The organism is Dellaglioa sp. CoH-57-MRSF-17, assembly GCF_056782015.1.
In genome coordinates this window covers 1-24,026 of the sequence record NZ_JBXAXY010000002.1, presented here as the reverse complement: position 1 = coordinate 24,026, position 24,026 = coordinate 1, and the positions used below count along the sequence as shown (strand labels likewise).

Genomic DNA, 24,026 nt, shown 5'->3' with positions numbered 1-24,026 from the left:
TACTTTTATTTCTCAAAAAGTAGGATTAATCTTCCGCAACATCGATAGCTTCTAATAGAATATTCAGTTCAGAACATTCTCTTTCAAGCGATTTTTCCTCTTGGAAAAAGCTATCTCGAATTGATGATTGTTGTCTGTTTCCAATGTTACTTCTAAGATCAGCAAGTTTTTGCATCGCTGCTTGATACTCACTCATAATATCAAGTTTACACCTACTCATTAAGTTACGCCTCCGAATGATGACAACAACTTGTTGTCAGTAATAATAATTTATAATGTCTAATTTAACACTTTTTTAATAACTTGTTAACCCTTTAAATATTACCGTTATGTTACAAAATAAAAAAGACATCACAATGTGATATCCCTCTTATTTTAAGCTACTATTTTAAATGGTTATTTTTACATTAATGATTGAACATCGCGTGCAATAACTAATTCTTCATCAGTAGGTATCGCAAAAATCTTAACGGCAGACTCTGGCGTGCTAAGCATAACCTGTTCACCCATTTTTTCGTTATTTTCAGCATCAAAGCCAACACCTAAATATGCTAAATGTTCAATAACGCGACGACGTACAATCCGATCATTCTCACCAAGACCAGCAGTGAAAATAATACCATCAACCCCTTGCATTTCTGCAATGTATTGACCAATATATTTAATAATATTTTGAACATAGATTTTAACAGCTAAATCAGCACGAGGATTTTTTCCTAATTGAGCTTTAACATCACGCATATCAGGAGAAATCCCTGAAATACCAACTAGCCCAGATTCACGATTCAAAATATTAATCATTTCATCTATATCAGTAATTTTTAATTGTCTCATCATGTAAGCAACTAACGATACATCTACATCACCTGAACGTGTTGCCATGGTAATTCCAGCAAGTGGTGTAAAGCCCATTGATGTATCAATTGATTTACCACCAACTGTAGCTGTAATTGATGCTCCTGCACCTAAATGTAATGTAATTAATTTTAACTCTTTAGGGTCTTTATCAATTAGTTTTTCGGCTTCTGAGACGACATAACGAACGCTTGTCCCATGAGCACCATAACGTCTTGCGGCATATTTTTCATACCATTCATAAGGTACACTGTACATGTAACTTTCTTCTGGCATCGTCTGATGGAAGGCTGTATCAAATACAGCGACACTTACTGCATCTGGTAAGATTTCTTCAAATGCCTGGATACCTAAAAGATTAGCTGGATTATGTAATGGTGCTAATTCAGATAATTCATTAATTTTTGCAATTGTATCGGCATTTACTAATGTTGATTTTTTGAAATATTCACCACCAGCAACAACGCGATGTCCAACACCGGAAATTTCATTAAAATCAGCAATAATATCCAATTGAAGCAATAATTTAAGTAATAACTGTACACCTACTGAATGATTGTCGATATCTAATACATCTTCATATTTTTTTCCGTTACCATATTTAATCGTTAAAATTGAGTCTTTAAGTCCAATTCTTTCAATCAATCCTTTAGCAATAACAGTTTCCTCTGGCATGCTAAATAATTGGAATTTTAAACTTGAACTACCTGCGTTAATTGCAATAATTTTTGTCATATTCTTCCTCCAATAATGATTTCATTTGGTATTAATTTAATCCTTAAAAAACAATTATTTTTTTAAGTAGTATATTAAACTAATATACTACTTATAGAAAACGCATACAACACTTTCAAGCAAAAAATGGTACACAGAATTTTATTTTCTGTCTACCATTATTTTTTGCCCGAATTCTTTCATTAAACTAAGCAGTAGAACTGCCTTATCTTCACCTAAAACATTTACCCAAGTATCAAACCGTTTCTTAATTGACTCAGTCACAACTCGTTCTACTTTTGCACCCTGATCAGACAAGCGTAGGTTTATTCTTCTTCTATCAACTGTGTCTTGTTCTTGATAGATGTATCTTAATTGTTTTAGTACGTTTAATTGGCGTGCAATTGCACTCCTTGAAACATTTCTTTTTTTAGCGATATCAACCATGCTTATATCTTCAGTGCTATGGATATCTTTTAAAATCAAGAATTGTTCAAAAGATAAATTAAACTCACTAGTAGGTTGTGAAATGAATCCTTCCACATTCTTAAAAGTTCCTAAATACATACTAATATAGTCATCCATTAACTTAGTTGTTGTCATTGCTAATTCTCCTCTGCATGTTCTACCTACAGTTAAATTTAGCATAAAACGCGGTTAATTACTATATCTAATCAACTGTATCTCTATTTTTCTTTTTCAGTTGATACCGTTAATTGTTTACGATTTACAAACGTCCAAACCACACCCAGTACTACGGCTGTAACAAGTAATGCAAGCACTGAACCAATCATACCAGAACCTTGGCTATTAATTGCATATGTGAAGCCATTTAATACATGTGTAACAGGTAAGAACTCTGCAAATACTTGATAAGCATTTGATAACATCGTATTTGGAATAACTTGTCCTGTAATCACTAATTGTACGAGTAGTAATGCTAAAGATAAGAGAATACCCATTGTTCCAAGGAGTTCGTCAATTACCACACATAAAAGAGTAAAGATTATTCCCGATAAGAACGTAAAGATTACGAAACTAATTGGATGTTCAATTGTTACACTAAAGAATAATGTTAATAAGAGAACTCCTGCTGTTTGAATAACAGAAATAAATAACATTAGGAAAAGGTTCTGTAACCAGTTTTGTGATAATTCATTCTTCTTACGGTATCTGAATAAAATTAATTGAGTTACAATTGCACCGACAAATAATGATAAAACAATCACTAATGGGGCAAATGTATTTTTCAAAGTTTTAGCGAGATTGTCACTTTCAGTTTCTGTTTTAACAGGTTCAACGAATTGAGCCACATTTTTTGGAGATGAATTGATATTACCAACCTGTGATGCTCCTGCTGCTAATTTAGTATTTAATAATGTTACACCATCATTAGCTGTATCCAATCCTGATGTTACTTGTTTAGACCCATCAGCTAATTTTTGTGAGCCATCAACTAATTGAGGACTAGCAGCTGCCAATTGTGTATCACCATCTGTTAATTGTGTACTTGCCGCTTTTAATTTCGAACTTCCATCTGTCAATTGTGTACTAGCAGTTGTCAATTGTGTACCACCACTAACAAGCTTATCAGATCCTGCTTTCAATTGTGTACCACCTGAAACTAACGTTTGTGTTCCTGCCTCAAGTTGTCCACCTGCTGTAACAAGTTTTTGCGATCCTGCTCTTAAAGCAGTAACACCTGTTATTAAAGTTGGTACATTACTATTTAATTGATTAATACCATCAGTTACTTGTCCTGTTCCTGCTGTATATCCTAAGATACCAGCTGACAATTTGTTAATACTACCTGTCATGATTGAATTCTTAATTGTTGCATTAATTGTTTTTTCACTTGTAACATCAACACCAGCACCATTAACACTAGCATTTAATTTACCAGCAACTTGTGCATTAGCATTTGATGCTATCACTAATGAATCAATTTGATCACTCAAGTCTTTTGTATCACCTAAAAGACCAATCATTGAATCGCTCGTCAAGGTATCAGTATTACTCAATAATGCAGTTGCTTGTGTCGAAATTTTAGCAAATTTTTCCAACATGGCTTTAAGATCTACATCACCCATTGTTGATTTAAATTCAGCCATTAAGCCACCTACATCACTCATCACTGCCTCTAACATCGCTTTTGTATCTGTTAAATTTTTACTTACCCCAGTTATATTTGTACCAACAGTTGTTATTGCTGTATCTGTTTTTGTGATTTGTTGTAAAACAGTGTCTTTTTCTTTTTGGCTCATTGTTGTTGAGTCATTAATCATCGTACGAACCTTCTTGTTAGAAGTCGATGCCTGACCTTTAGCTAATGTCAAACTAAACATCTTTTGTGTTGTATCTGAATTAATTGCATTCATTTGAGTTTGAACAGTTGTTAATTTATCCCCTGCCGCCATCAATTTTGTTACTAATCCAGGTAATGCTTGTAATGTTTCAATTGATCCTGAAATTTCTTCAAGTTCAGCTTTTAATTCTTTTGATCCTTGCTTTGTATCTTTAATTTGTTGAATTATTTCAGGAATATGATTAATAATTTCGCTACGAGATTTTAATCTTGTTTGAATTTGAGTTACACCAGTTTTAATACCAGTTGAATATGCTGTTAAACCTGCTACCGCCATCGGTAACGATTGGCTACCTGACATACTTGCAGCTAATGTTTTCGCACCATTATTTAAATCATTCGAGTTCGAATTTAATGTAGTTGCACCAGTTGCTAACGTGCCTACACCAGCTGCTAATGTAGATCCGCCAGTTTGCAACGTAGAAAGTCCCGCATCTAATGTTTTATTCCCATCAACATATTGAGTCACACCATTTGATAAGGTTGGTGCACTAGCAACAAGTGTATTAATTCCTGAGGCTAATTGATTATTACCATTCACCAGTGTACCTACACCAGTTGTATAGGTATTTACACCATCAGCTAAAGTATCAACCCCAGTTGTATAAGTATTTAATCCTGTTTTTAATGTCTGATTACCTTTATCAAAGGTCACCATACTTGTTGCCAATGTATTTAAATTTCTAGTAACTTCTTTACTACCATTTTTTAATTTAACGGTTCCTTTATTTAACGTTTTTACACCAGTTGAGGCTTCTTTAACACCTGAACCTAATTGTTTAACGGAACCAAGTAATGCAGAATCATACGCTTTTTGGATATTAGTTAAAACTTGTGATTTCAATTGTTCTGCAACCTGTTTTGTAATCAATTGCGAAACATAGTTATTTGTATCTGATTGTTTTGTTTTTAACAAACTCACTTTTGGCGTTTCATCAAGTGCAGTTGTTGCGTTTTTTGAAAAATTACTTGGCAATGTAACTGACATTGTATAATCGCCTGAATCTAAATGTTTTTTCGCAGTTTCTGCGCTAACAAACTCCCATTTGGCTTGTTTATTGGTTTTAAGAATTTTAGTAACTTCCTTACCAACGTCAATTGATTTTCCATTAAATGATGCTTCTTCATCGTTATTTATAATAGCTACTTTTAAATTTCCTGTGTCCATTTGTTGCTTACTTGAAACTAACTTATAGGTTCCATATGCAATTAAACTTGGAATTAAACATGCAATTGCGATATACGCAACTGACCTCTTATTCTTTGACATAAATTCTTTGAACAAAATTATCCACCCTCTCTTTTTAGTTAATGGCATTAACGATTATTCGTTCCGTTAACCTCATTAACGATATTATGACTATATGTGTTTTTGATTCTTTTGTCAAATAATTTTCTAAAAAAATATCCCCACTGTCATCTAATCAACAGTGGAGATATCATTAAAATTCAATTTTTGATTAAATAGTAATACATGAATTGACCAGGAGCAATTAGGATTAACCCTGCAAATTGCATGACATAAATTAATAAGCGCGTTAAATTTTCAGTTGATACTTTACGTGTATTCATTTCTTGTCTAGAGTGTGGTTCCTCTACCTCGTCAATTTTAACTTTTTGCACTAATTTTTTATTTAATCCATTTAACTCGAGATTATATGGATAAAAAGTTAAAAAATTCAAAATTAAATAATAATTAATTAATAACCGCCAATTAGATGGACCTATCAAATTTCCAATTGCTAAAAGAATAATTAAAGACGCTAATCCCTTTAACAAGGAAATTGAATAATATTTAAATCGTTTCACAATAACCCTCCAGGAATTTCGCTTAATTTTAGAATATCATAGTTACTTAAAAACATTGATGCTCAGTAAGAATCTTTACTATTTATTAACCATTAATTTAAAAAATCTGTTTTACCATGCTAAACTACTTTTTATAAAGTTAGTCATCTGGATGGCACCACTACACATACGAAATTCTCTCTAAGATCAGCTAACATGTCACAACATTTATTCATTTAAAAAAAATAAGCCTTTCCCAAATATTAAGTTCCTCAAAAATTAGGTTACTTATACCTAACTTTTGTGAATTCTTTAATTTAAGATATAGACTTTTAATGCAACATTAATTATCTAATAATAACAGCTTATTGACTCTTATTCTTGAACGATTCACAGCAATCATTGTTACAACATAAAGTGTTACAAAATAACTCGTTTCTATTGTTGTTCCAATAAAAGCGCAAACGAGAGCTAAAAAGAACATTCCATTGCCAAGGACTTGCCATTTTCGTTTCTCAATTGCGTAGTCTGCTAATATTTTAGTCTCTTCAGGACCTAGTGAGTCCACAGTTCTAACATTAGCTTGACGCACTTTAGTTAATTGTAGAGACAACTTAACATTATAAATAATCAAAATTGCCATAACTAAATATAAACCTATTTCCACCAGTACCCCTTCTCTCTTTTAATCTAATATGACTATTTTTTAATTCATTTTTACTTTATACTGAGTTAGTCCTATAAATAATAAAAGAGTTGCTAAATTACGCAACCCTCTTTATTATTTAACAACTAAGACATCACAAGGTGCTAAACGAGTAACGTAATTTGTAACTGCACCCATTAACATTCTTTCCACTGCCTTCAAGCCAGATTGACCCATGATAATTAAATCTGAATGATGATCTTCAATAAAATCTTTGGCAATTACTGTTTTAGGACTACCAAAACGAATATGAATATCAACATCTGTAAACCCATTTTTTACAATATCTTCTTTTAATTCATTCATATATGCTTCTGTATCTTCAAAAGTCTGATAGACGATTGAACCGCCCCCATCCATCATTCCTGAAAAACTTACAGAAAATTGACGCGTATCAATTACGTTTAAAATATCTAAATGTGCATGGTTTGCTTTAGCACTTTCTACTGCACGCTTTAATGCTTTTTCAGCTGAATCTGATCCATCAACTGGGACTAAAATATTTTTATATTCTTGTTCCATATTTGCCACCCCATATCTTTTATTTGTAGTTACAGTATATCATTAAAATTGTATTAGATGTTAGCGTTTTACCTACAAAATTTGAAATAAAGAAGGTTTTCAGTATGTTATTAAAAAGGATTTCTATTTTTAGTGCCCCCTACGTGGTTCGAGAGTTAACCGAAAAAGATCTAACTCAAATGTTAGAATTAGAAAAAAGTCAATCTACTTACCTAAAACTCCAAGGTAAACAAGATTTAGCCATTGAAGAAATAAAATCTGATTTAACTTCGATCCCGTTGTCAGTTAAAAGTGATCAAAAATGGACACTGGGCTTCTTCAAAGCAGATAAATTAGTAGCTATGATTGATTTTTTAACAGATTATCCTGAAGTTCAATCCGTTTGGATTGGTCTATTATTAGTTTCGAAAAACGAAGAACAACAAGGTATCGCGACACATTTATTAAAAGCCCTGCTTAAATCTTTTAAATCTGAACAGTTTACCAATGTACAAACGCTGAAATACGAACAAGAAGAAGTAAATCAAAAATTATTGGAAAAATTTAATTTCACTGATAAACAATCGCTAATCTTAAAAAGCCCTGATGGAGTCGACATCCCTGCAATACTTTCAAAATTAGATTTATAAAGCAAAATTATTATCTAATTCTCTTAATAACATTTTTATCTTTTTTCATTTCCTATGATTTTAGTCATCTAGGTGTTATGATTAATATAGTAAGAAACTGGAGGAAGAAAACATATGAGCAAAAATTTATTAGCAGATCTTGAGAAAAACTTCATCACAAGCGATGAAACTTCTAAAACATTTAAGGTTCCAAGCAAAAAGGAAGATCTAACAATAAAGATTGACAATGATATTTTTGAAAAAGTTTCTAAAGATGACGAAAAATTAGAACGTTTAATCAAAAATTTACTTAAATTCAGTTCAAAGAGTAAGGCTAAAGAATTAATTTCAATTAATAAACGTAACTACCGTATCTTCATGTAACCTACAAAACTAGCCTAGTTGAGACTAACTCTTGAGGCTAGTTTTTTTAATCCTTGTCAATCTAGCATTTTTATCTTAAACTATTACTCAAGGAGTGATTTATATGTTCTTAACAACCGGAGATGTTAACCGTTCTTATGCTATTAAAGGCATCGTTAATGCGACAGCCAAGATTGTACTAGAAGCCGATGAAATTGATCGTGTAGATGATTTTGATACCTTATATGATCGTGTCCAAGCAGAACTAGCAGAACGCGCAATTAATAAAGGTGGCGACGGGATTATTAACGTTCATTTCGAACCACAAACTGTTCGTGTAACGATTGCCCCAAGATTCTTAGTTTTACATGGCTACGGTACTGTTATTGAGTTTTCAAAGTAATTTATTTTGCGCTTGTGGCGGAACTGGCAGACGCGCAGCGTTCAGATCGCTGTTTGGGTTTCCAAGTGCAGGTTCGATTCCTGTCAGGCGCATTGTTATCATTGATATACCATCGTTTAACCAACTTTTATGTGGTTTTTGTGTGGTTAACATCTAATTTACCGTATATATTGATCCAATTCGTATTTATTTACGAGTTGGATTTTTTAATTAATAAAATGAATATGTTTCATATACTATTTAAAAAGGAGAAAAAATACTATGACTTATTTACAATCTTTCGTTGCGACTTTACCAGCCATTTTTGCTGCCTCCGCCGCAATATTTAGTGCTATTTCTTTCTCACAACAGCAATAAAATAAGTAAGCGTCAAGAACAATATGAAAGGCAAAAAAATATTATTCAAATATCATCGCGTATTACGGCATCTGCTAGTTCTTACTCTACTGAAACAGGGATACCTCAGGTAACCATTACAAACTATTCAAATTATGTTATTCATGATGTTATCATCATTCCTACTATGAATGAAAGTTCTGTCGTGTTACCTGATTTTAAGCAGTTTTTTAAAAACCACAATGATTTTGGTACCCCTAGGATTCTCGCCTTAGCAAGTGAACCAATAACGATGAGCTATCCGTTACCTGATATGGGCATGTCTAGGCACTGTGTATATTGTATCGTCTATACAGACCCGTTCGGTAATTATATATATACAGACAGGAAAGACCTACCTCATACAGACCCTGATATTTATACCAAGCTAATAAAATATGGTAGATCAATACCTGATTTAATACACTCTGTTTAACAAAAAAGCAAACTCCTTAATTATTAAAGAGTTTGCTTTTTAAATTATCTAATCAAATAAAAAATTGTAGAAATGTTCTTCTACAATTTTTTCTCACGTTAATTTATTTTTTTAATCTTTTATATATAAATAAATAGCCTAGTTCATAGATGATAAAAGCACTCACAATATAAATCTCATTCAAGCCAGTACTTTTTCTATAAGGTATGGCTACAACCATTACTATTAATATTATTACGTACGTAACAAGAATAAAATAATCTAAATGATGTCGTTCTAACCATTGGCGTGAAGGAAAGAAAACTGTTATTAATATCGCGATAATTGCCCAAAAAATAGGTTGTATTTGCATTAGTTCATCTCCTTACAGGTAAATAAAAACAATCGTATGTGCTGTCCAATAAGCAACTGTATCATTAAAATGTAAATGTTTAACTAATGCTTTTCTCATTCCAGTTTCTATCTTTCCTTCAAAAATATATTAAATAACGTTGATACACATTCATATCTACGCTTTATTTATGTAGTTGTTTAATGTCTAAGTTTTAAGACTAACTTATCGTAGTAATTATACTACATACTCAGTATAGACACTAAACTATTCAGTTTGTTGTCTACCTACTTTAGATAAAAAACAAGGGGATCAGAAATATATCTGAATACCTTGTTTTTTATCATACATTTATTCTTTATCTTTTAATTTTTTTTCTAAATTCAAAACTTTAACAATTGTTATGTTTAGTAATTCTTCCCTAATTTTAGTTATTTCATACGATAATTCAAGCAATTTATTTTTAATATTTAAAAAATATACAAATTGTACGATAAAGATTAAAAATAATACAAATAAAATAATAAATAAATTAGGCTCGCTCATTATTTATCTCCTCTAAATTCTTTTAATCTATCTTTTTCTTTCTCAATCTTTTTATTACCATTATTTATTGACTTTTTTATCCTTACTATAGAAAGAGTAAGATATAAATTCATCATAAACACAAATAATAACACCGTTAGCATTGCTGGAATTGCCATCTATATTATCTCCTATATTCTTTATTCTTGTGGCAATGTATCAACCAAAAGTCCAAAAGCAGCAACTGCTGGAGCTGCTACTAATAATTCTGGTATAGAAGCAACAAACGCTACAGCCATGATAACCGCTGACCAATAACAATCCATGCTCCGACAATTTCCAATCCACTAACTATATCATAAACATAATTATACGAAACTTCGGGATATATGGGACTAACCACTGGTTGCTTATAATAAATTTCAATCGTATCTGATATTTTATTACTTTCATCACCCTCTGTATATGATTCATTATACGTTATCTTCATACCAATTTGCCAAGGTTCTTCTGCCCTTGTTGCAACTCCCATTATTAACATCCCGTTTTGGAGATTACCCGCAATACGATTAACTATTCCCATGGTATCTAAATAATTAATAACACCATATTTAATCTTCATTATATCAGCTATATCATTTTGAAAAGAACTCTCCATTTACCATTGTGAATGGTAAATGGAGAAGATGAATTTCCTGTCTCTACACTCCAACTATCTTTAACTGTAAGCCATGCATCTATCCCTGGAAGAACCGTAGGACCATATGTTTTTCCCATTTCAAATGTTATATCTTTAAAAGAATTTAACATTTGCACTGATTTAATAAATCGATGTGTCACCTTATTTACAGATATATCCTCCGATACATCAAAATTCTTACAGCCTAAATCCTTACCTGATGAAGAGACTTGATCAATATCAACTCCACCATGCGTATATTCAGTAAATTGATCAAAGTCCCAACCCTCAGGCATTGGGAACCCTAAGTTTCCACTCCATCCCGTTGACATATTTGAAACATAGAAATTATTTATTTTGTTTCTTTTAGCGTGTAAACATATGTTTCTCGTTCCATAAATACCATCGCTAGGTAGAATACCAAAATAAGCTGTATAATTTTTATTTAAATTTCGTTGCATTGAACGAATATTTTAATCGCCACCCTCGAGTATCTCTTTTTGATTTGTTTTCATCCTCTATTTATTAATTTTCTTTATAATCAACTCTTTGAAATTAGCAGAACTGATATTAACATATAGGTAACATAAGGTTCTTTTTTTCAAATTAAAATCAATCTTTATGATAAACATTTGTAAATATTGAAATAATTATTAGTAGTATTCCAAATATAATCGTTATAAGTATAGCTTGCAAAAAATCAGAACTAATTCCTAGTGACGAGAACAAAATAGAGTTATTTCCTATCCTGATATTTTTAATACTTTCATAGCGTGCAATAGCTGCGATTTGATAACCAGGCCACAATTTTAAAGTATGCTGCATAAAAGCTGGAAGATCCCCATAAACAATATAAGTTCCTGAAAGAAAACCGGACATAGTACCAACAATTGCTGACAATGATGAAAAACTAGACGTAGTATTTAAAAAATCTGTCACCAATGAAAACAGTAAACTTGAAAATACAATTAGTAAAACATTAAATAGAAATACTACAAAAAATGTTACATTATAAGCATTATAATGATAAGTTAGAGATAGATACGCATAACATATTAATGAGAAAATAAATGTCGACACAATACCTTCCATGACTGACGTCAAAGTATACAATTGATTAATTGTACTACTTTTTATTTGACTGTTAACAATAAAATCATCTAATCTCTTATTCTTTTTATCTTCCAGTTTTTGACCAAATGCGATTAGTGTACTAGTCATTGAGACAATAGAAATCAACCCAGAAATCATCCATGTATCAATAAACTGTTCACTATGATTAATTCCAGCCAAAGAATCGACTAAATTAGAGCGAAGAAAAAATATATAAATTACAAGACTTATAACCATACCTAAAAATGAAAAAAAGATACCAACTTTATCTTTTATGAAAATTAGAATGTTTCTTTGAATAAACTGTTTATTCATCCTTAAATTCCTTCCTCCATATTTTTAAATAAGTCAGTATAGGTTGCCTTTCTTATTTCAAAGTTTTCATTTATCAAATGATTATCTTCAATAAATCTCACTGCTTCTGCAGACGTATTAAAATACCTATCATCTTCAGTTTTATTCAAAATTAATTTAACTTTTGAAATTTTATTCATAAATGTAACCATTTCTCCAAAATATTTAACAGTTCCATTTGATACGAAAATAATTTTATTGGCATTTTCTAATTCGCTTAATAGATGAGTAGTAAATAACACACCACAATTATTCTCTTTTAAATACTCATCAAGATCATTCCAAATTAATTGACGTATATCAACATCAATTCCAGCTGACATTTCATCTAATAGTAAGCAATTCGGCTCTACAGCAATCGCTCTTAAATAATTAACAATACGTTTCTGCCCACCAGATAAGCTAGAATACTTTAAGGACTCATTGATGTTCAAGTTTTTCATTTTTTCCTGAATACTTTTTATTTTTTCTTTATTTTTAATTCTGAAACGTAAGTTTTGAATAACGGTCAAATCATCATCAAGAACATTGTTTTGAAAAACAGTCGCTAATTTAACATTAGTTTTAATTATTTTCCCCGTTGATGGCATTAATAACTCCATCATAATATTCAGAATGGTTGTTTTTCCTGATCCATTTAAACCAACGAGAGCAATTTTATCTCCTTGATTGAGATAAAAAGAAACGTCTTTTAGAATACTTCCTCTTGATACATTATCTACTACTAACTTCATTTGACCACCTCATAAAAGTGACTATTTTTCATTCTATCCACGAACAAATTGAATATAATCTGATACATAGTAAACTAAAAACAAACTTTGAACCAGAATTATTATAACACCATGTTAATCGCTTACATAATATTTTGAAGTTTTAATTCAAATATTGTGACGAAGACTGAAAATACGCTTCTACTGATACCATACTGTTTACTAACTTACGTCTTCAATTTAGTTCCCATTAACTATGTTTAAACGGTTTAAATTTTGTATTAAAGTGGAAATTTAATCATAAAAATACCCCTAACGTTTTTCAACATTAGGGGTATAGGTTACATTATTTTTTACAAATGATTACATATTAACGATACTTTAAAGATGATAAATCTTTTAAAAAAAGCCATCCTAAATGTATATTAGTATCATACAAGTATATAAAATTAATTATTTACTTGATCAATTCGTATATTCCTTCAGCATATATGGCAGCAGCTTTCAGCACGTCATCTAAAGGAATAAATTCATTGGCCTGATGCATTGTATCAGGTACACCTGGGAACATTGCACCAAAAGCAACACCACGTTTTAGGAGACGACCATACGTCCCACCACCAACGACTAAACCTTCAGCTTTTTCGCCAGTTTGTTTCGTATAAACACCTAATAATGTTTTAACCAAAGGATCTTCTGGTGAAACGTAATGAGGTCCTTGTAACCTACCTGCTTCAATTACAACATTCATTTCATTTGTTACATTTTCAAGACCACGTTTAATATCTACTTCCGTCATACCTTTAGGGAAGCGGAAATTCAAGGCAATTTGTCCACCTTTATCAGCTTTAAATGTGAAAATTCCAGAATTCATCGTTAAATCGCCCATGATATCATCAGTGAAGGCAATACTAAAGTTGTTCATACGTGAATCTCTGTGTAAGTAATCAGCAGCCAAACGAAGATAGTTAGCAGCATCCCCACCAAAATTAAATTGGTTCAAGAATAATGCCAAGAAAGTTCCGGCATTTTCTCCATTTTTAGGTTCTTGTGCATGGGCTGCTTTTCCTACCATCGAGATAGTCACAATATCATTATTGCGTTCCATTTTACCTGTAACAATATTAGCAGCAATAAAATCGTTAAATACTTCTTCCATCTCAGCGCCGTCTTCTGTTTTAATAACAGCTTTAGCATCGCGAGGAACCATATTTTCACGGAGGCCAGCATCAAATTCAAGCAATTGATCCTTATCTCCATTTGATCCTTTAAAGTTTAAGAAGTAAGTAATATTTCCCTTTTCACCATTAATGATTGGGAAAAATGCATCTGGTGAAAATCCAAAATCAGGTTCAGGCATATTTTCAAGGTAATGAGTCATTCCTCTCCAACCACTTTCTTCATCCGTTCCAATAATAAATCGAACTTTTTTAGAAACTGGTAATCCTAATTCTTGAATGATTTTTAAACCATAATATGCAGCCATTCCTGGTCCTTTATCATCTGAGGCACCGCGAGCATAAATTCGACCATCTTTCACGACTGGTGTGAATGGATCAGTATCCCAACCGTTACCAGCAGGCATAACGTCAACGTGAGCTAAAATACCTAACGTTTCATCCCCCTCACCAAATTCGATATGTCCGGCTAAACCATCAAGGTTTAATGTTTCAAAACCATCACGCGTTCCAATTTCTAAGAATTTATCTAACCCAGCTTTAGGTCCTGGACCTAAAGGTGCTTCAGTTGTTGCAATTGATTCATCACGAACACTTTCAATTTTTAACATTGCAAATAAATCTTCTAATAAGGCGTCTTGACGCTTTTCAACTTCTGCTTTCCAATCTATACTCATTTGAATTCCTCCTAAAATATTAGTAAGCCCATTTTATCACAAAATTTTAATAATCGGTATTTAAAAGCGTATTCAGTTAGATATATTGATAGACCTTACTACTCAATAAAGGAACATCAAAAACAAATAAAATAATAAAAAATTGCTGGCTAGTTACGCCAACAATTTTCTATTTGATTGATTCAATTTCTTCATCTGTTAAAGCACGATAGCGGCCTAACGATAGCGTTGGTTCTAACTCTAAAGTAGCCATTTTTTTACGTTCAAGTCTGATAACTTTCATACCGATAGCTCCAAACATTCGTTTGATTTGATGATACTTACCTTCAGTAATCGTAATTAAAACTTCTGAGATATTTGAATCACTATTATAAGATTCAACAATTAATTTTGCAGGTTTAGTTTGCATCCCATCTTTTAATAGCAATCCGGTTTCAAATTTAATCACATCGTCAGTAGTCACTTGCCCATCAACTTTAGCAAAGTACACTTTATCGATATGATGTTTTGGTGACAACATCTGATGACCTAATTGTCCATCATTTGTAATAAGCAATAGTCCAGTTGTATCCTTATCCAACCGTCCAACTGGAAATAAATCATCCCGATAATCGACGCTATTGAACAAATCCATCACTGTCTTTTGTTTCCTATCTTTAGTTGCCGTTAACACACCTGCTGGTTTATTTAAAAGATAATAATAATATTTTTGATAGTGAATTACATCACCATCTACCTGAATAACCGATTTTGATGGACTAACCTGAAGTTTAATGCTAGTGATTAACTCGCCATCAACAATCACTTTCTTCTGTTTAATAATTTTTCGAACATCACTTCTTGTACCAAATTGCGTTTCCGTCAAAAATTTATCAATTCTCATTTTAAATTAAACCTCACTTAATTCTCAATCTACGGCGTAATCCAGCAACCCGTTCGCCCAATATTTTGTCGGCTAATCTTGTTTTTAAACTGAAGTAAATATATATGTAGCCACCTAATCCAGCGGCAGCAATAATTGTGATAATTGCACTAATTCGGCTGTCTATTGGTAAAAATAGATAAGCAATTTTTACTACTATAAATGCGGTAAAAAATGTTATTAGTGCATAAAGCATCATTTTATTTAATCTTGTTTGTATTAATTTTACATTTAAATGGAACATTTTGTGTAATGAGCGAATCATTAGCCATGAACTTACGCCCATCCCGATCCCTGTAGCTGCTAATGGCCCAAAGGCACCTAACCAAGCTACTAATGGATATTGAACAATTAATTTAACTACCACTCCAACGACAAAATATATAATTGCTTTTTTATTTTGATAAACACCTTGTAAAATAGCAGAAACAACTGTGAATAATCCTAAGAAGATTGATTCATACGCTGAAAATTGTAAAACATAGATTCCAACTGGATCATACCCATAGAAAACAACATATAGTGGGTGAGCAACAGCTGCCATCCCTAAGGCACAAGGTAACATTACGAAAAAGAACAATTGTAAGGTGTCAGAAGTTTGTTCACTCAAAGCCTTTTTATCATTTCTTGTATATGCCTCAGATAATAACGGAATAGCTGTAATAGACATGGCAGACGCAATAGAAATAATAATCATAACTAATTTATTAGCATTAAAACTAAATAATGCCCACAGTTCATTTTGAATCGTTCGTGAGTAGTTTGTAACATGGCTCATAATACCAAAGAAGGTATACTGATCAATCAATCCAAAAATCGTAATGGCAGCGCCAATAATAATAAAAGGAATAGATTCCCTGATAACTTCTTTAATAATTTGTTTGGTAGAAATTGTTAACTTATTATCACTATTGGCAACTAATCGATCCAATTCTGGTTTTCGACGATAAAAATACCATACTAAAACTAGCATTCCGCCTAAGGCCCCAATAAAAGCCGCAAAAGTTGACTGCGTTACACCTGTAATATAACTACCATGACTAATTTTCATGATGATAAAAGTTGCGGCAAGCATATAAATAACTCGAGCAATTTGTTCAAAGAACTGTGAAATTGCTGACGGAGCCATTTCCTGATAGCCTTGAAAAAAGCCTCGTATTAAACTCATCATAGGAATAATCAATAATGCCCAAGATAAGGATCTAAAGACTGGAATCACATTCTTATCACCACTTGTAATGTATGGTGCGATAATCCATAATATTACTGCACAGACTACACCCATAATCGCCATTAAAGCCATCCCATATTTAAATAGGCGTCTTCCAATACCATATTCATTTTGTGCATTGTAATGCGCAACCTGCTTAGCTACGGCTGAAGGAACACCAGCAACAGCAATCATTAAGAAGAAACTGTAAACGTTATAACCCATACTATAAAGTGCATTAGCTTGTAATCTATCTGGTCCCAACCACATATTCCATGGAATAATATAAATTGCCCCTAAAACTCTTGAAAAAATACTACCAGCAGTCATCCAAGCTGATCCTTGCAACATCTTTTGTTTAGCGTCATTTTGTTCAGAAGCTGCTTGGCCCTCTACTTCGATATCTTCATCCATTACTTTTGTACCCTACTTTCTGATCATACTTAATCTTACCATTTTATAGCTTTTAAAATTCAGTTGCAATTTATTTTTTGAATTTTAACCAAAAATAAATAGGAACCACAAAATATCGATAATTTTGTAGTCCCCGTTTACTTAAATTAAAGCTTTAATTTGCGACAATATTAACTAACTTACCAGGGACAGCAATTACTTTTCGAATTGTTTTACCTTCAAGTTCTTCTTTAATTTTGTCATCATTTAAAGCCATTTTTTCTAATTCATCTTTAGTTGCATCTTTTGAAACCACGCTATGTTGACGCACTTTACCATTTACTTGTAAGACAATTTCAACTGTATTTTCAACAAGTTTACTTTCATCAAATATTGGCCATGCAGCATAACTAATTGATTCCTTATTTCCTAACAACGACCAAACTTCTTCAGCCATGTGTGGCGCTATTGGTGCAATCAATTGAATAAATCCTTCAACTTGTTCTTTAGCTAACGATTTAACTTTAAAAGCTTCATTAACAAAAATCATCAATTGTGAAATAGCTGTATTAAAATGAAGTGCTTCGTAATCTTCAGTTACTTTTTTTACTGTTTGATTATAAATCTTATCAAGTTCACCATCATTTTTATCAACAATAGCTGCGCTAATTTGATTATCTTCATCCATAATTAAACGCCAAATACGTTCAATAAATTTATGCGAACCATTTAACCCATCTTCGCTCCAAGCAATTGAGGCATCTAATGGACCCATAAACATTTCATAAAGGCGCAAAGTATCCGCACCAAAACGTTCAACGATATCATCTGGATTAACCACGTTACCTTTAGACTTAGACATTTTTTCATGATTATCGCCCAAAATCATCCCTTGATTAACTAACTTTTGGAACGGCTCTTTAGTAGGTACAACGCCAATATCGTACAAGAATTTATGCCAGAACCTTGCGTATAGCAAATGTAACACAGCATGTTCTGCACCCCCAACATAAACGTCAACAGGTAACCATTCTTCTAACTTTTTATGGTCAGCAATTTCATTAGGGTTATGTGGATCAATAAAACGAACAAAGTACCATGAACTACCAGCCCATTGTGGCATCGTATTCGTTTCACGTTTACCTTTACGCCCATTTTCGTCGACAACATTAATCCAGTCAGTTAAGTTGGCTAATGGACTCTCACCTGTTCCAGAGGGTTTAATATCCGTTGCTTCAGGTAATTCAAGTGGTAACTGATCTACAGGGACTGTTGTTGTTTCGCCATCTTCCCAGTGAATAATAGGAATTGGTTCACCCCAATATCGTTGTCTTGAAAATAACCAATCACGTAATTTATAATTTGTTTTCTTTTCACCAATGTTATTATCTTCCATCCAAGCAATAGCTTTTTCGATAGCATCAGCTTTCACTAAGCCATTTAAAAAACCAGAATTAATATATTTACCAGGTTCAGTATTTGCTTCATCAGTTATTTCAGGTCCTTCTATAACGGGTAAAATATCCAATCCATATTTAGTTGCAAATTCGAAATCTCTTTCATCATGTGCAGGTACTGCCATAACAGCACCAGTTCCATACGATGCTAGAACATAATCAGCAATCCAAATTGGTAATTTTTTACCATTTACAGGATTTATTGCGTAAGAACCAGTAAATACCCCAGTTTTATCTTTAGCTAAATCAGTTCTCTCTAAATCTGACTTAACTTCTATTTCTTTTTGATAAGCCTTAACAGCATCCTTTTGAGAATCAATAGTAATTTTATCAATTATATCTAATTCTGGTGCGACAATAATATAAGAAACACCATAAATAGTTTCAGGACGTGTCGTAAAGACATCAATTTTTATATCATCATGTTGATCGACTTTAAAGTTAACGCTAGCACCAGTTGATTTTCCAATCCAATTTCTTTGTTGCTCTTTGATGCTATCTGGCCAATCTAAATCGTCTAAATCTGAAAGTAAGCGATCAGCATAAGCAGTAATTTTTAAGACCCATTGGCGCATTGGTTTTCTGACAATTGGGTACCCGCCACGTTCTGTTTTACCATCAATAACTTCTTCATTAGCAACAACAGTTCCTAAATCAGGACTCCAGTTAACGGCAACTTCATCTTCATACGCTAAACCTTTTTCATATAATTTTTCAAAAATCCATTGTGTCCATTTATAATAATCAGGATCAGTCGTATTTAACTCACGACTCCAATCATATGAAAGTCCCAAGGATTTAATTTGACGCCTAAAATTATCAGTATTCGTTTTAGTAAATGCTTTAGGGCTATGTCCAGTATCAAGTGCATACTGTTCAGCTGGAAGACCAAAGGCATCCCATCCCATTGGATGTAAGACATTAAATCCTTGCATTCTCTTCATTCGAGCCAAAATATCTGTAGCCGTGAAACCTTCTGGATGTCCAACATGAAGTCCTTGCCCGGATGGATACGGAAACATATCTAATGCATAATAATTTTTCTTTTCAGGATCTTCAGTCGTTTTAAATGTCTGATTTGCATCCCAAAATGCTTGCCATTTTTGTTCGATTTCTTTATGGTTATATGCCATGTGTATTACTTCCTTTCTGATTATATATACAAAAAAGTCCTATAGAAGATAAACTTCTATAGGACGAATTTTCCGCGGTACCACCTATTATTCCAGTATAAAATACTGACTCTTTTTCATAACGTGAAATAACGTTCGCACCTACTACCGTTCAGTGAGAAAACTCAAGGATGAGTTCAAATAACCAACTATGTATATTTCCACTCCCATATACTCGCTGAAATAGTTAGTTACTTTACTAGTTCCTCTTAATCGTTTTATATTATTTTTAGTGTAGCAAACGAACCCTGTTATTGCAAATAATCTTTAGTCTTTTTATCGAATAAATTAATAATAATTGCAAGAATTACAATAAAAATACCTGCTATATATATCCCATGAAGACCTTGATACAAAACTTCACGTAATTTTGGTATTAAATGTTGCGGTAGTTGGTTAGCCGTTTGCGGATTAATTAAAATATCCATCATGCTGTCCTTTGTTCCAGGTGTTTTTACTATTTCCTTATGCATTTGTGTATTAAATATGATCCCAAAGACTGAAATCATTAATGTTTGTCCTAATGTACGACTTAAAGTATTAAATGATGTAGCCACACCTACGTCAGCCTGTGGTACTAAACTCTGTGCAGTAACTGTCGTAGTTGTAATGGTAATCCCAAATCCAATCCCTAGTACAGCCGAAATGATAAAGAAAAGATAAAAAGGTGTATTTATAGGCAAAGTACCTAGTGCAATGGCACCCACTAAAATAAAAAATAGACTAATCGATAAAACTTTTTTTGGTGTCCAAGCTGCCATCATACTTCCAGCAAAAAAGGAACCAGCTATCCATAAGATGGAACTGGGTGTTACTGCAAATCCTGCCATTGATGCTTTTAATCCTAATATTCCTTGAGTCCATGTTGGTATATAAACTTCAAATCCAATTAAAAATCCAGATATTAATGCTGCTACTACATTTTGAATCACAAATGTTCTATTATTAAAAAGTTTCAATGAAATAATTGGATCTTCAACTCTTTTTTCCCATTGAATAAATAATAAAAGCGACATAATAAATATAAAGAAAGAAATTAAAACAATCAGGTCTATACCATCATCGCCCCAACGTTGAAAACTATATAAAATAGATAAAATACTAAGCATTAATAATATACTGCCTAAAAAATCTATTTTTGAACTCATAATTCTTCGCTTTTCTTTGAAAAAAATTTGTATCATTGCTATCGTCACTAACCCAATAGGTAAATTAATGAAAAATACCCAGTGCCAATTAAGATGATCAACAATGAAACCACCTAACAATGGTGCAACTATTGACGCTATACCCCAAGCAGATCCGTTTAATCCCATTATTTTAGCACGTTTGTCCACAGAATAAATATCAGCAATTATAGTAAATGACACTGGCATTATAGCACCCGCCCCGATACCTTGAATAGCCCGCGAAATAATTAATGTGGCCATACTATTAGAAAATCCACAGAGAGTTGAACCAACCAAAAATATGACAAGACCAAAAATAAATACTGGTTTACGTCCTAAAACATCTGCGAGCTTACCGTATATTGGTGTCATCATGGCATTAGTTAATAAATATATTGAAAAAACCCAATTCATTAATGAAACACCATGAAGTTCACCAACAATAGTTGGCATAGCTGTTGAAACAATTGTTCCTTCAACGGCTGTTAAAAATGTTGCTACAAATATAGCAATTGTAACTAATTTTACATTTGTTTTTGAATTCATAAAGTACCTCCTAAATAAAAAATGACTCTATTAAAATGATATTTAATAAAGTCATTTTTTATTTTAATTTAATTCGTTAAGTAAACTTTTAATCTTATCTGTTTTTTCCCAAGGTAAGTCAATATCTGTACGACCAAAATGACCATATGCTGCTGTCTGTTTATATATTGGGCGACGTAAGTCTAACATTTCAATAATTCCTGCAGGCCGTAAATCAAAAATTTTACGAACAGCTTGAACTAAATCCAATTCGTCATATTTAGATGTACCAAATGTATTAATATTAATTGATACAGGTTGAGCAACCCCAATTGCATACGCAAGTTGAACCTCAACCTGTGATGCAATTTTAGCTGCAACTATATTTTTTGCAATATAGCGAGCAGCATAACTAGCTGAACGATCAACTTTTGTTGCATCTTTACCGGAGAAAGCACCTCCACCATGATGTGCATATCCACCATATGTATCAACAATTATTTTTCTTCCAGTAAGTCCAGCATCACCCTTTGGACCACCGATAACAAATCGTCCGGTTGGATTAATATAATACTTTGTATCTGAATCCAACAAATCAGGGTCAATAATAACTTTAATTACTTTTTCAATCATATCATCTTGAATTTGTTTCAATTCCGTTTTTTCATCATGTTGTGTAGAAATAACAACAGTGTCAATTCTAAATGGTTGACCTTTATCATTATATTCAACAGTTACCTGTGCCTTAGCATCAGGTCTTAAGTATTCTAATTCCTTATTTTTTCGTAAACTTGCAACACGTTGCATTAATTTGTGACTAATTGAAATCGGTAATGGCATGAGTTCCGGTGTTTCGTCTACCGCATATCCGAACATTAATCCTTGATCACCTGCACCAATCTGATCTAAAGGATCTAAATCACCGTTTTTAGTTTCTAAAGATGTATCAACACCTAATGCAATATCAGGAGATTGTTCATCTATAGCAACCATAACAGCACAATTATCACCATCAAAACCAACTTGTGAATTAATATATCCAATTTCCTTAATAGTTCGTCTTACTACCTGCTGAATATCAACGTAGGCATTTGTTGATATTTCACCAACTACAAGAACTAAACCAGTTGTTACAGTTGTTTCGCAAGCAACCCTAGCATTAGGATCCTTTTCTAAAAGTGCATCTAATATTGCATCACTTATTTGATCTGCAACCTTATCCGGATGACCCTCTGATACCGATTCTGACGTGAATAGATGTTTTTCAGTCATTTTTATCTCCTTAAAGTAAATAAAATTAAAAAAAGAACCTCAACTATAAAAGTTTAGGTTCCAATAATACCTGTGACGGTCCTAACCGGATTTGAACCGGTGATCTTCCGCGTGACAGGCGGACGTAATAACCCCTATACCATAGGACCAATTGCGGGAGCAGGATTTGAACCTACGACCTTCGGGTTATGAGCCCGACGAGCTACCAGACTGCTCCATCCCGCGATAATATTAAACTGACCCGTACGGGATTTGAACCCATGTTACCGCCGTGAAAGGGCGGTGTCTTAACCACTTGACCAACGGGTCATAACACGAAAAACGGAGAAGGAGGGATTCGAACCCTCGCGCCATTTTCACGACCTACACCCTTAGCAGGGGCGCCTCTTCAGCCACTTGAGTACTTCTCCATAAATTATTGATGGGCCTAAATGGACTCGAACCATCGACCTCACGCTTATCAGGCGTGCGCTCTAAACCAGCTGAGCTATAGGCCCAAAATCATAAAAGCGGGTGACGAGAATCGAACTCGCGACAACAGCTTGGAAGGCTGTGGTTTTACCACTAAACTACACCCGCAAAATATTATAAATAAATGGCGCAGGACAGAATCGAACTGCCGACACATGGAGCTTCAATCCATTGCTCTACCAACTGAGCTACTGAGCCATTAAACGGTCCTAACCGGATTTGAACCGGTGATCTTCCGCGTGACAGGCGGACGTAATAACCCCTATACCATAGGACCTTCGATGGAGGTTACAGGGCTTGAACCTGTGACCCTCTGCTTGTAAGGCAGACGCTCTCCCAACTGAGCTAAACCTCCAACATACACTATTTACTTTATATGACCCGTACGGGATTTGAACCCATGTTACCGCCGTGAAAGGGCGGTGTCTTAACCACTTGACCAACGGGTCAATTTGCAACGGAGAATAAGGGATTCGAACCCTTGAAACAGGAAACCCGTTTACATGATTTCCAATCATGCTCCTTAGACCAACTCAGACAATTCTCCACATTACAAAATAAAAACTCCGGCAGTAGGACTCGAACCTGCGACATCTTGATTAACAGTCAAGCGCTCTACCAACTGAGCTATGCCGGAATAAAATAATAAAAAAAGCATGGCAACGTCCTACCCTCGCAGGGGGCGACCCCCAACTACTCTTGGCGCTAAGAAGCTTAACTTCTGTGTTCG

Annotated in this window: 23 protein-coding genes, 13 tRNA genes, 1 rRNA gene and 1 other annotated feature; of the genes, 4 read left to right on the top strand and 33 right to left on the bottom strand. The window is 33.2% G+C overall.

The window, feature by feature from the left end:
- Positions 1-25 precede the first annotated feature (25 nt).
- From AC1RPJ_RS02005 to AC1RPJ_RS01975, 7 genes are all read right to left on the bottom strand, one after another.
- On the bottom strand, positions 26-220 hold the full coding sequence (locus AC1RPJ_RS02005) for a hypothetical protein (protein ID WP_057973343.1): 195 nt from the start codon (positions 218-220) through the stop codon (positions 26-28).
- A gap of 182 nt (positions 221-402) precedes the next feature.
- On the bottom strand, positions 403-1,590 hold the full coding sequence (locus AC1RPJ_RS02000) for an acetate/propionate family kinase (protein ID WP_481761169.1): 1,188 nt from the start codon (positions 1,588-1,590) through the stop codon (positions 403-405).
- A gap of 141 nt (positions 1,591-1,731) precedes the next feature.
- Complete coding sequence (locus AC1RPJ_RS01995) at positions 1,732-2,172, bottom strand: MarR family transcriptional regulator (RefSeq protein ID WP_409022730.1); 441 nt, start codon at positions 2,170-2,172, stop codon at positions 1,732-1,734.
- 83 nt (positions 2,173-2,255) lie between these two features.
- Entirely contained in the window at positions 2,256-5,219 is a 2,964-nt protein-coding gene (locus AC1RPJ_RS01990) for a YhgE/Pip family protein (RefSeq protein WP_481761168.1), read from the bottom strand.
- Between the two features lie 164 nt (positions 5,220-5,383).
- Positions 5,384-5,743 carry a hypothetical protein gene (locus AC1RPJ_RS01985; protein WP_481761167.1) on the bottom strand — a complete coding sequence of 120 codons (360 nt, stop codon included), beginning with the start codon at positions 5,741-5,743 and terminating at the stop codon, positions 5,384-5,386.
- 322 nt (positions 5,744-6,065) lie between these two features.
- Positions 6,066-6,389: a hypothetical protein gene (locus tag AC1RPJ_RS01980; RefSeq protein ID WP_481761166.1), complete on the bottom strand. Its 324-nt coding sequence runs from the start codon at positions 6,387-6,389 to the stop codon at positions 6,066-6,068.
- A 114-nt stretch (positions 6,390-6,503) separates the two neighbouring features.
- A complete protein-coding gene (locus tag AC1RPJ_RS01975; protein WP_481761165.1) occupies positions 6,504-6,950 on the bottom strand; it encodes a universal stress protein in 447 nt (148 codons plus the stop codon).
- A 104-nt stretch (positions 6,951-7,054) separates the two neighbouring features.
- Between AC1RPJ_RS01975 and AC1RPJ_RS01970 the strand changes: the two genes are divergently transcribed.
- From AC1RPJ_RS01970 to AC1RPJ_RS01955, 4 genes are all read left to right on the top strand, one after another.
- Complete coding sequence (locus tag AC1RPJ_RS01970; RefSeq protein WP_481761164.1) at positions 7,055-7,579, top strand: GNAT family N-acetyltransferase; 525 nt, start codon at positions 7,055-7,057, stop codon at positions 7,577-7,579.
- A gap of 114 nt (positions 7,580-7,693) precedes the next feature.
- Positions 7,694-7,942 (top strand): hypothetical protein, encoded by a 249-nt coding sequence (locus AC1RPJ_RS01965; RefSeq protein WP_057973335.1) that lies wholly within the window; start codon positions 7,694-7,696, stop codon positions 7,940-7,942.
- A gap of 103 nt (positions 7,943-8,045) precedes the next feature.
- On the top strand, positions 8,046-8,324 hold the full coding sequence (locus AC1RPJ_RS01960) for a hypothetical protein (RefSeq protein ID WP_409022736.1): 279 nt from the start codon (positions 8,046-8,048) through the stop codon (positions 8,322-8,324).
- Between the two features lie 8 nt (positions 8,325-8,332).
- Positions 8,333-8,416, top strand: a tRNA-Leu gene (locus AC1RPJ_RS01955).
- Positions 8,417-9,238: 822 nt separating this feature from the next.
- Here the strand turns inward: AC1RPJ_RS01955 and AC1RPJ_RS01950 are convergent.
- From AC1RPJ_RS01950 to rrf, 26 genes are all read right to left on the bottom strand, one after another.
- Positions 9,239-9,487 carry a hypothetical protein gene (locus AC1RPJ_RS01950; RefSeq protein ID WP_481761163.1) on the bottom strand — a complete coding sequence of 83 codons (249 nt, stop codon included), beginning with the start codon at positions 9,485-9,487 and terminating at the stop codon, positions 9,239-9,241.
- Positions 9,488-9,817: 330 nt separating this feature from the next.
- A complete protein-coding gene (locus AC1RPJ_RS01945) occupies positions 9,818-10,012 on the bottom strand; it encodes a hypothetical protein (RefSeq protein ID WP_481761162.1) in 195 nt (64 codons plus the stop codon).
- On the bottom strand, positions 10,012-10,170 hold the full coding sequence (locus AC1RPJ_RS01940) for a hypothetical protein (RefSeq protein ID WP_481761161.1): 159 nt from the start codon (positions 10,168-10,170) through the stop codon (positions 10,012-10,014). Before AC1RPJ_RS01940 ends, AC1RPJ_RS01945 begins: the two co-directional genes overlap by 1 nt.
- Before the next feature lie 110 nt (positions 10,171-10,280).
- Entirely contained in the window at positions 10,281-10,613 is a 333-nt protein-coding gene (locus AC1RPJ_RS01935) for a hypothetical protein (protein WP_481762171.1), read from the bottom strand.
- An 8-nt stretch (positions 10,614-10,621) separates the two neighbouring features.
- Positions 10,622-11,131, bottom strand: coding sequence for a hypothetical protein (locus AC1RPJ_RS01930; RefSeq protein ID WP_481761159.1), 510 nt, complete (start codon positions 11,129-11,131; stop codon positions 10,622-10,624).
- A gap of 151 nt (positions 11,132-11,282) precedes the next feature.
- Complete coding sequence (locus AC1RPJ_RS01925; protein ID WP_481761158.1) at positions 11,283-11,963, bottom strand: hypothetical protein; 681 nt, start codon at positions 11,961-11,963, stop codon at positions 11,283-11,285.
- A gap of 137 nt (positions 11,964-12,100) precedes the next feature.
- Positions 12,101-12,871 (bottom strand): ATP-binding cassette domain-containing protein, encoded by a 771-nt coding sequence (locus AC1RPJ_RS01920; protein WP_481761157.1) that lies wholly within the window; start codon positions 12,869-12,871, stop codon positions 12,101-12,103.
- Between the two features lie 436 nt (positions 12,872-13,307).
- Positions 13,308-14,705, bottom strand: coding sequence for a dipeptidase PepV (gene pepV, locus AC1RPJ_RS01915; RefSeq protein WP_481761156.1), 1,398 nt, complete (start codon positions 14,703-14,705; stop codon positions 13,308-13,310).
- Between the two features lie 169 nt (positions 14,706-14,874).
- Positions 14,875-15,588, bottom strand: coding sequence for a pseudouridine synthase (locus AC1RPJ_RS01910; protein ID WP_481761155.1), 714 nt, complete (start codon positions 15,586-15,588; stop codon positions 14,875-14,877).
- A gap of 13 nt (positions 15,589-15,601) precedes the next feature.
- Positions 15,602-17,251, bottom strand: a complete 1,650-nt coding sequence (locus tag AC1RPJ_RS01905; RefSeq protein WP_481761154.1) for a putative polysaccharide biosynthesis protein — start codon at positions 17,249-17,251, stop codon at positions 15,602-15,604.
- Between the two features lie 154 nt (positions 17,252-17,405).
- Positions 17,406-19,820, bottom strand: a complete 2,415-nt coding sequence (gene leuS / locus AC1RPJ_RS01900; RefSeq protein ID WP_481761153.1) for a leucine--tRNA ligase — start codon at positions 19,818-19,820, stop codon at positions 17,406-17,408.
- 56 nt (positions 19,821-19,876) lie between these two features.
- Positions 19,877-20,082: a binding site (T-box leader), on the bottom strand.
- A gap of 28 nt (positions 20,083-20,110) precedes the next feature.
- The gene (locus tag AC1RPJ_RS01895; protein WP_481761152.1) at positions 20,111-21,574 is read right to left on the bottom strand and encodes an MDR family MFS transporter; all 1,464 of its coding nucleotides are present in this window, start codon (positions 21,572-21,574) and stop codon (positions 20,111-20,113) included.
- 63 nt (positions 21,575-21,637) lie between these two features.
- Positions 21,638-22,825 (bottom strand): methionine adenosyltransferase, encoded by a 1,188-nt coding sequence (metK, locus tag AC1RPJ_RS01890; protein WP_481761151.1) that lies wholly within the window; start codon positions 22,823-22,825, stop codon positions 21,638-21,640.
- A 76-nt stretch (positions 22,826-22,901) separates the two neighbouring features.
- Positions 22,902-22,974 (bottom strand) — tRNA-Asp (locus AC1RPJ_RS01885).
- Positions 22,975-22,976: 2 nt separating this feature from the next.
- Positions 22,977-23,050, bottom strand: a tRNA-Met gene (locus AC1RPJ_RS01880).
- 12 nt (positions 23,051-23,062) lie between these two features.
- Positions 23,063-23,134 (bottom strand) — tRNA-Glu (locus AC1RPJ_RS01875).
- 13 nt (positions 23,135-23,147) lie between these two features.
- Positions 23,148-23,235 (bottom strand) — tRNA-Ser (locus AC1RPJ_RS01870).
- Positions 23,236-23,247: 12 nt separating this feature from the next.
- Positions 23,248-23,322: transfer RNA gene (locus AC1RPJ_RS01865), tRNA-Ile, on the bottom strand.
- Between the two features lie 11 nt (positions 23,323-23,333).
- Positions 23,334-23,404 (bottom strand) — tRNA-Gly (locus tag AC1RPJ_RS01860).
- A 17-nt stretch (positions 23,405-23,421) separates the two neighbouring features.
- A tRNA-Phe gene (locus tag AC1RPJ_RS01855) sits at positions 23,422-23,494 on the bottom strand.
- A 6-nt stretch (positions 23,495-23,500) separates the two neighbouring features.
- Positions 23,501-23,573: transfer RNA gene (locus AC1RPJ_RS01850), tRNA-Asp, on the bottom strand.
- Positions 23,574-23,578: 5 nt separating this feature from the next.
- Positions 23,579-23,651: transfer RNA gene (locus AC1RPJ_RS01845), tRNA-Val, on the bottom strand.
- A 22-nt stretch (positions 23,652-23,673) separates the two neighbouring features.
- A tRNA-Glu gene (locus AC1RPJ_RS01840) sits at positions 23,674-23,745 on the bottom strand.
- Between the two features lie 9 nt (positions 23,746-23,754).
- A tRNA-Ser gene (locus tag AC1RPJ_RS01835) sits at positions 23,755-23,843 on the bottom strand.
- 17 nt (positions 23,844-23,860) lie between these two features.
- Positions 23,861-23,933: transfer RNA gene (locus AC1RPJ_RS01830), tRNA-Asn, on the bottom strand.
- Positions 23,934-23,950: 17 nt separating this feature from the next.
- Positions 23,951-24,026, bottom strand: a 5S ribosomal RNA gene (gene rrf / locus AC1RPJ_RS01825); the annotation flags it as partial.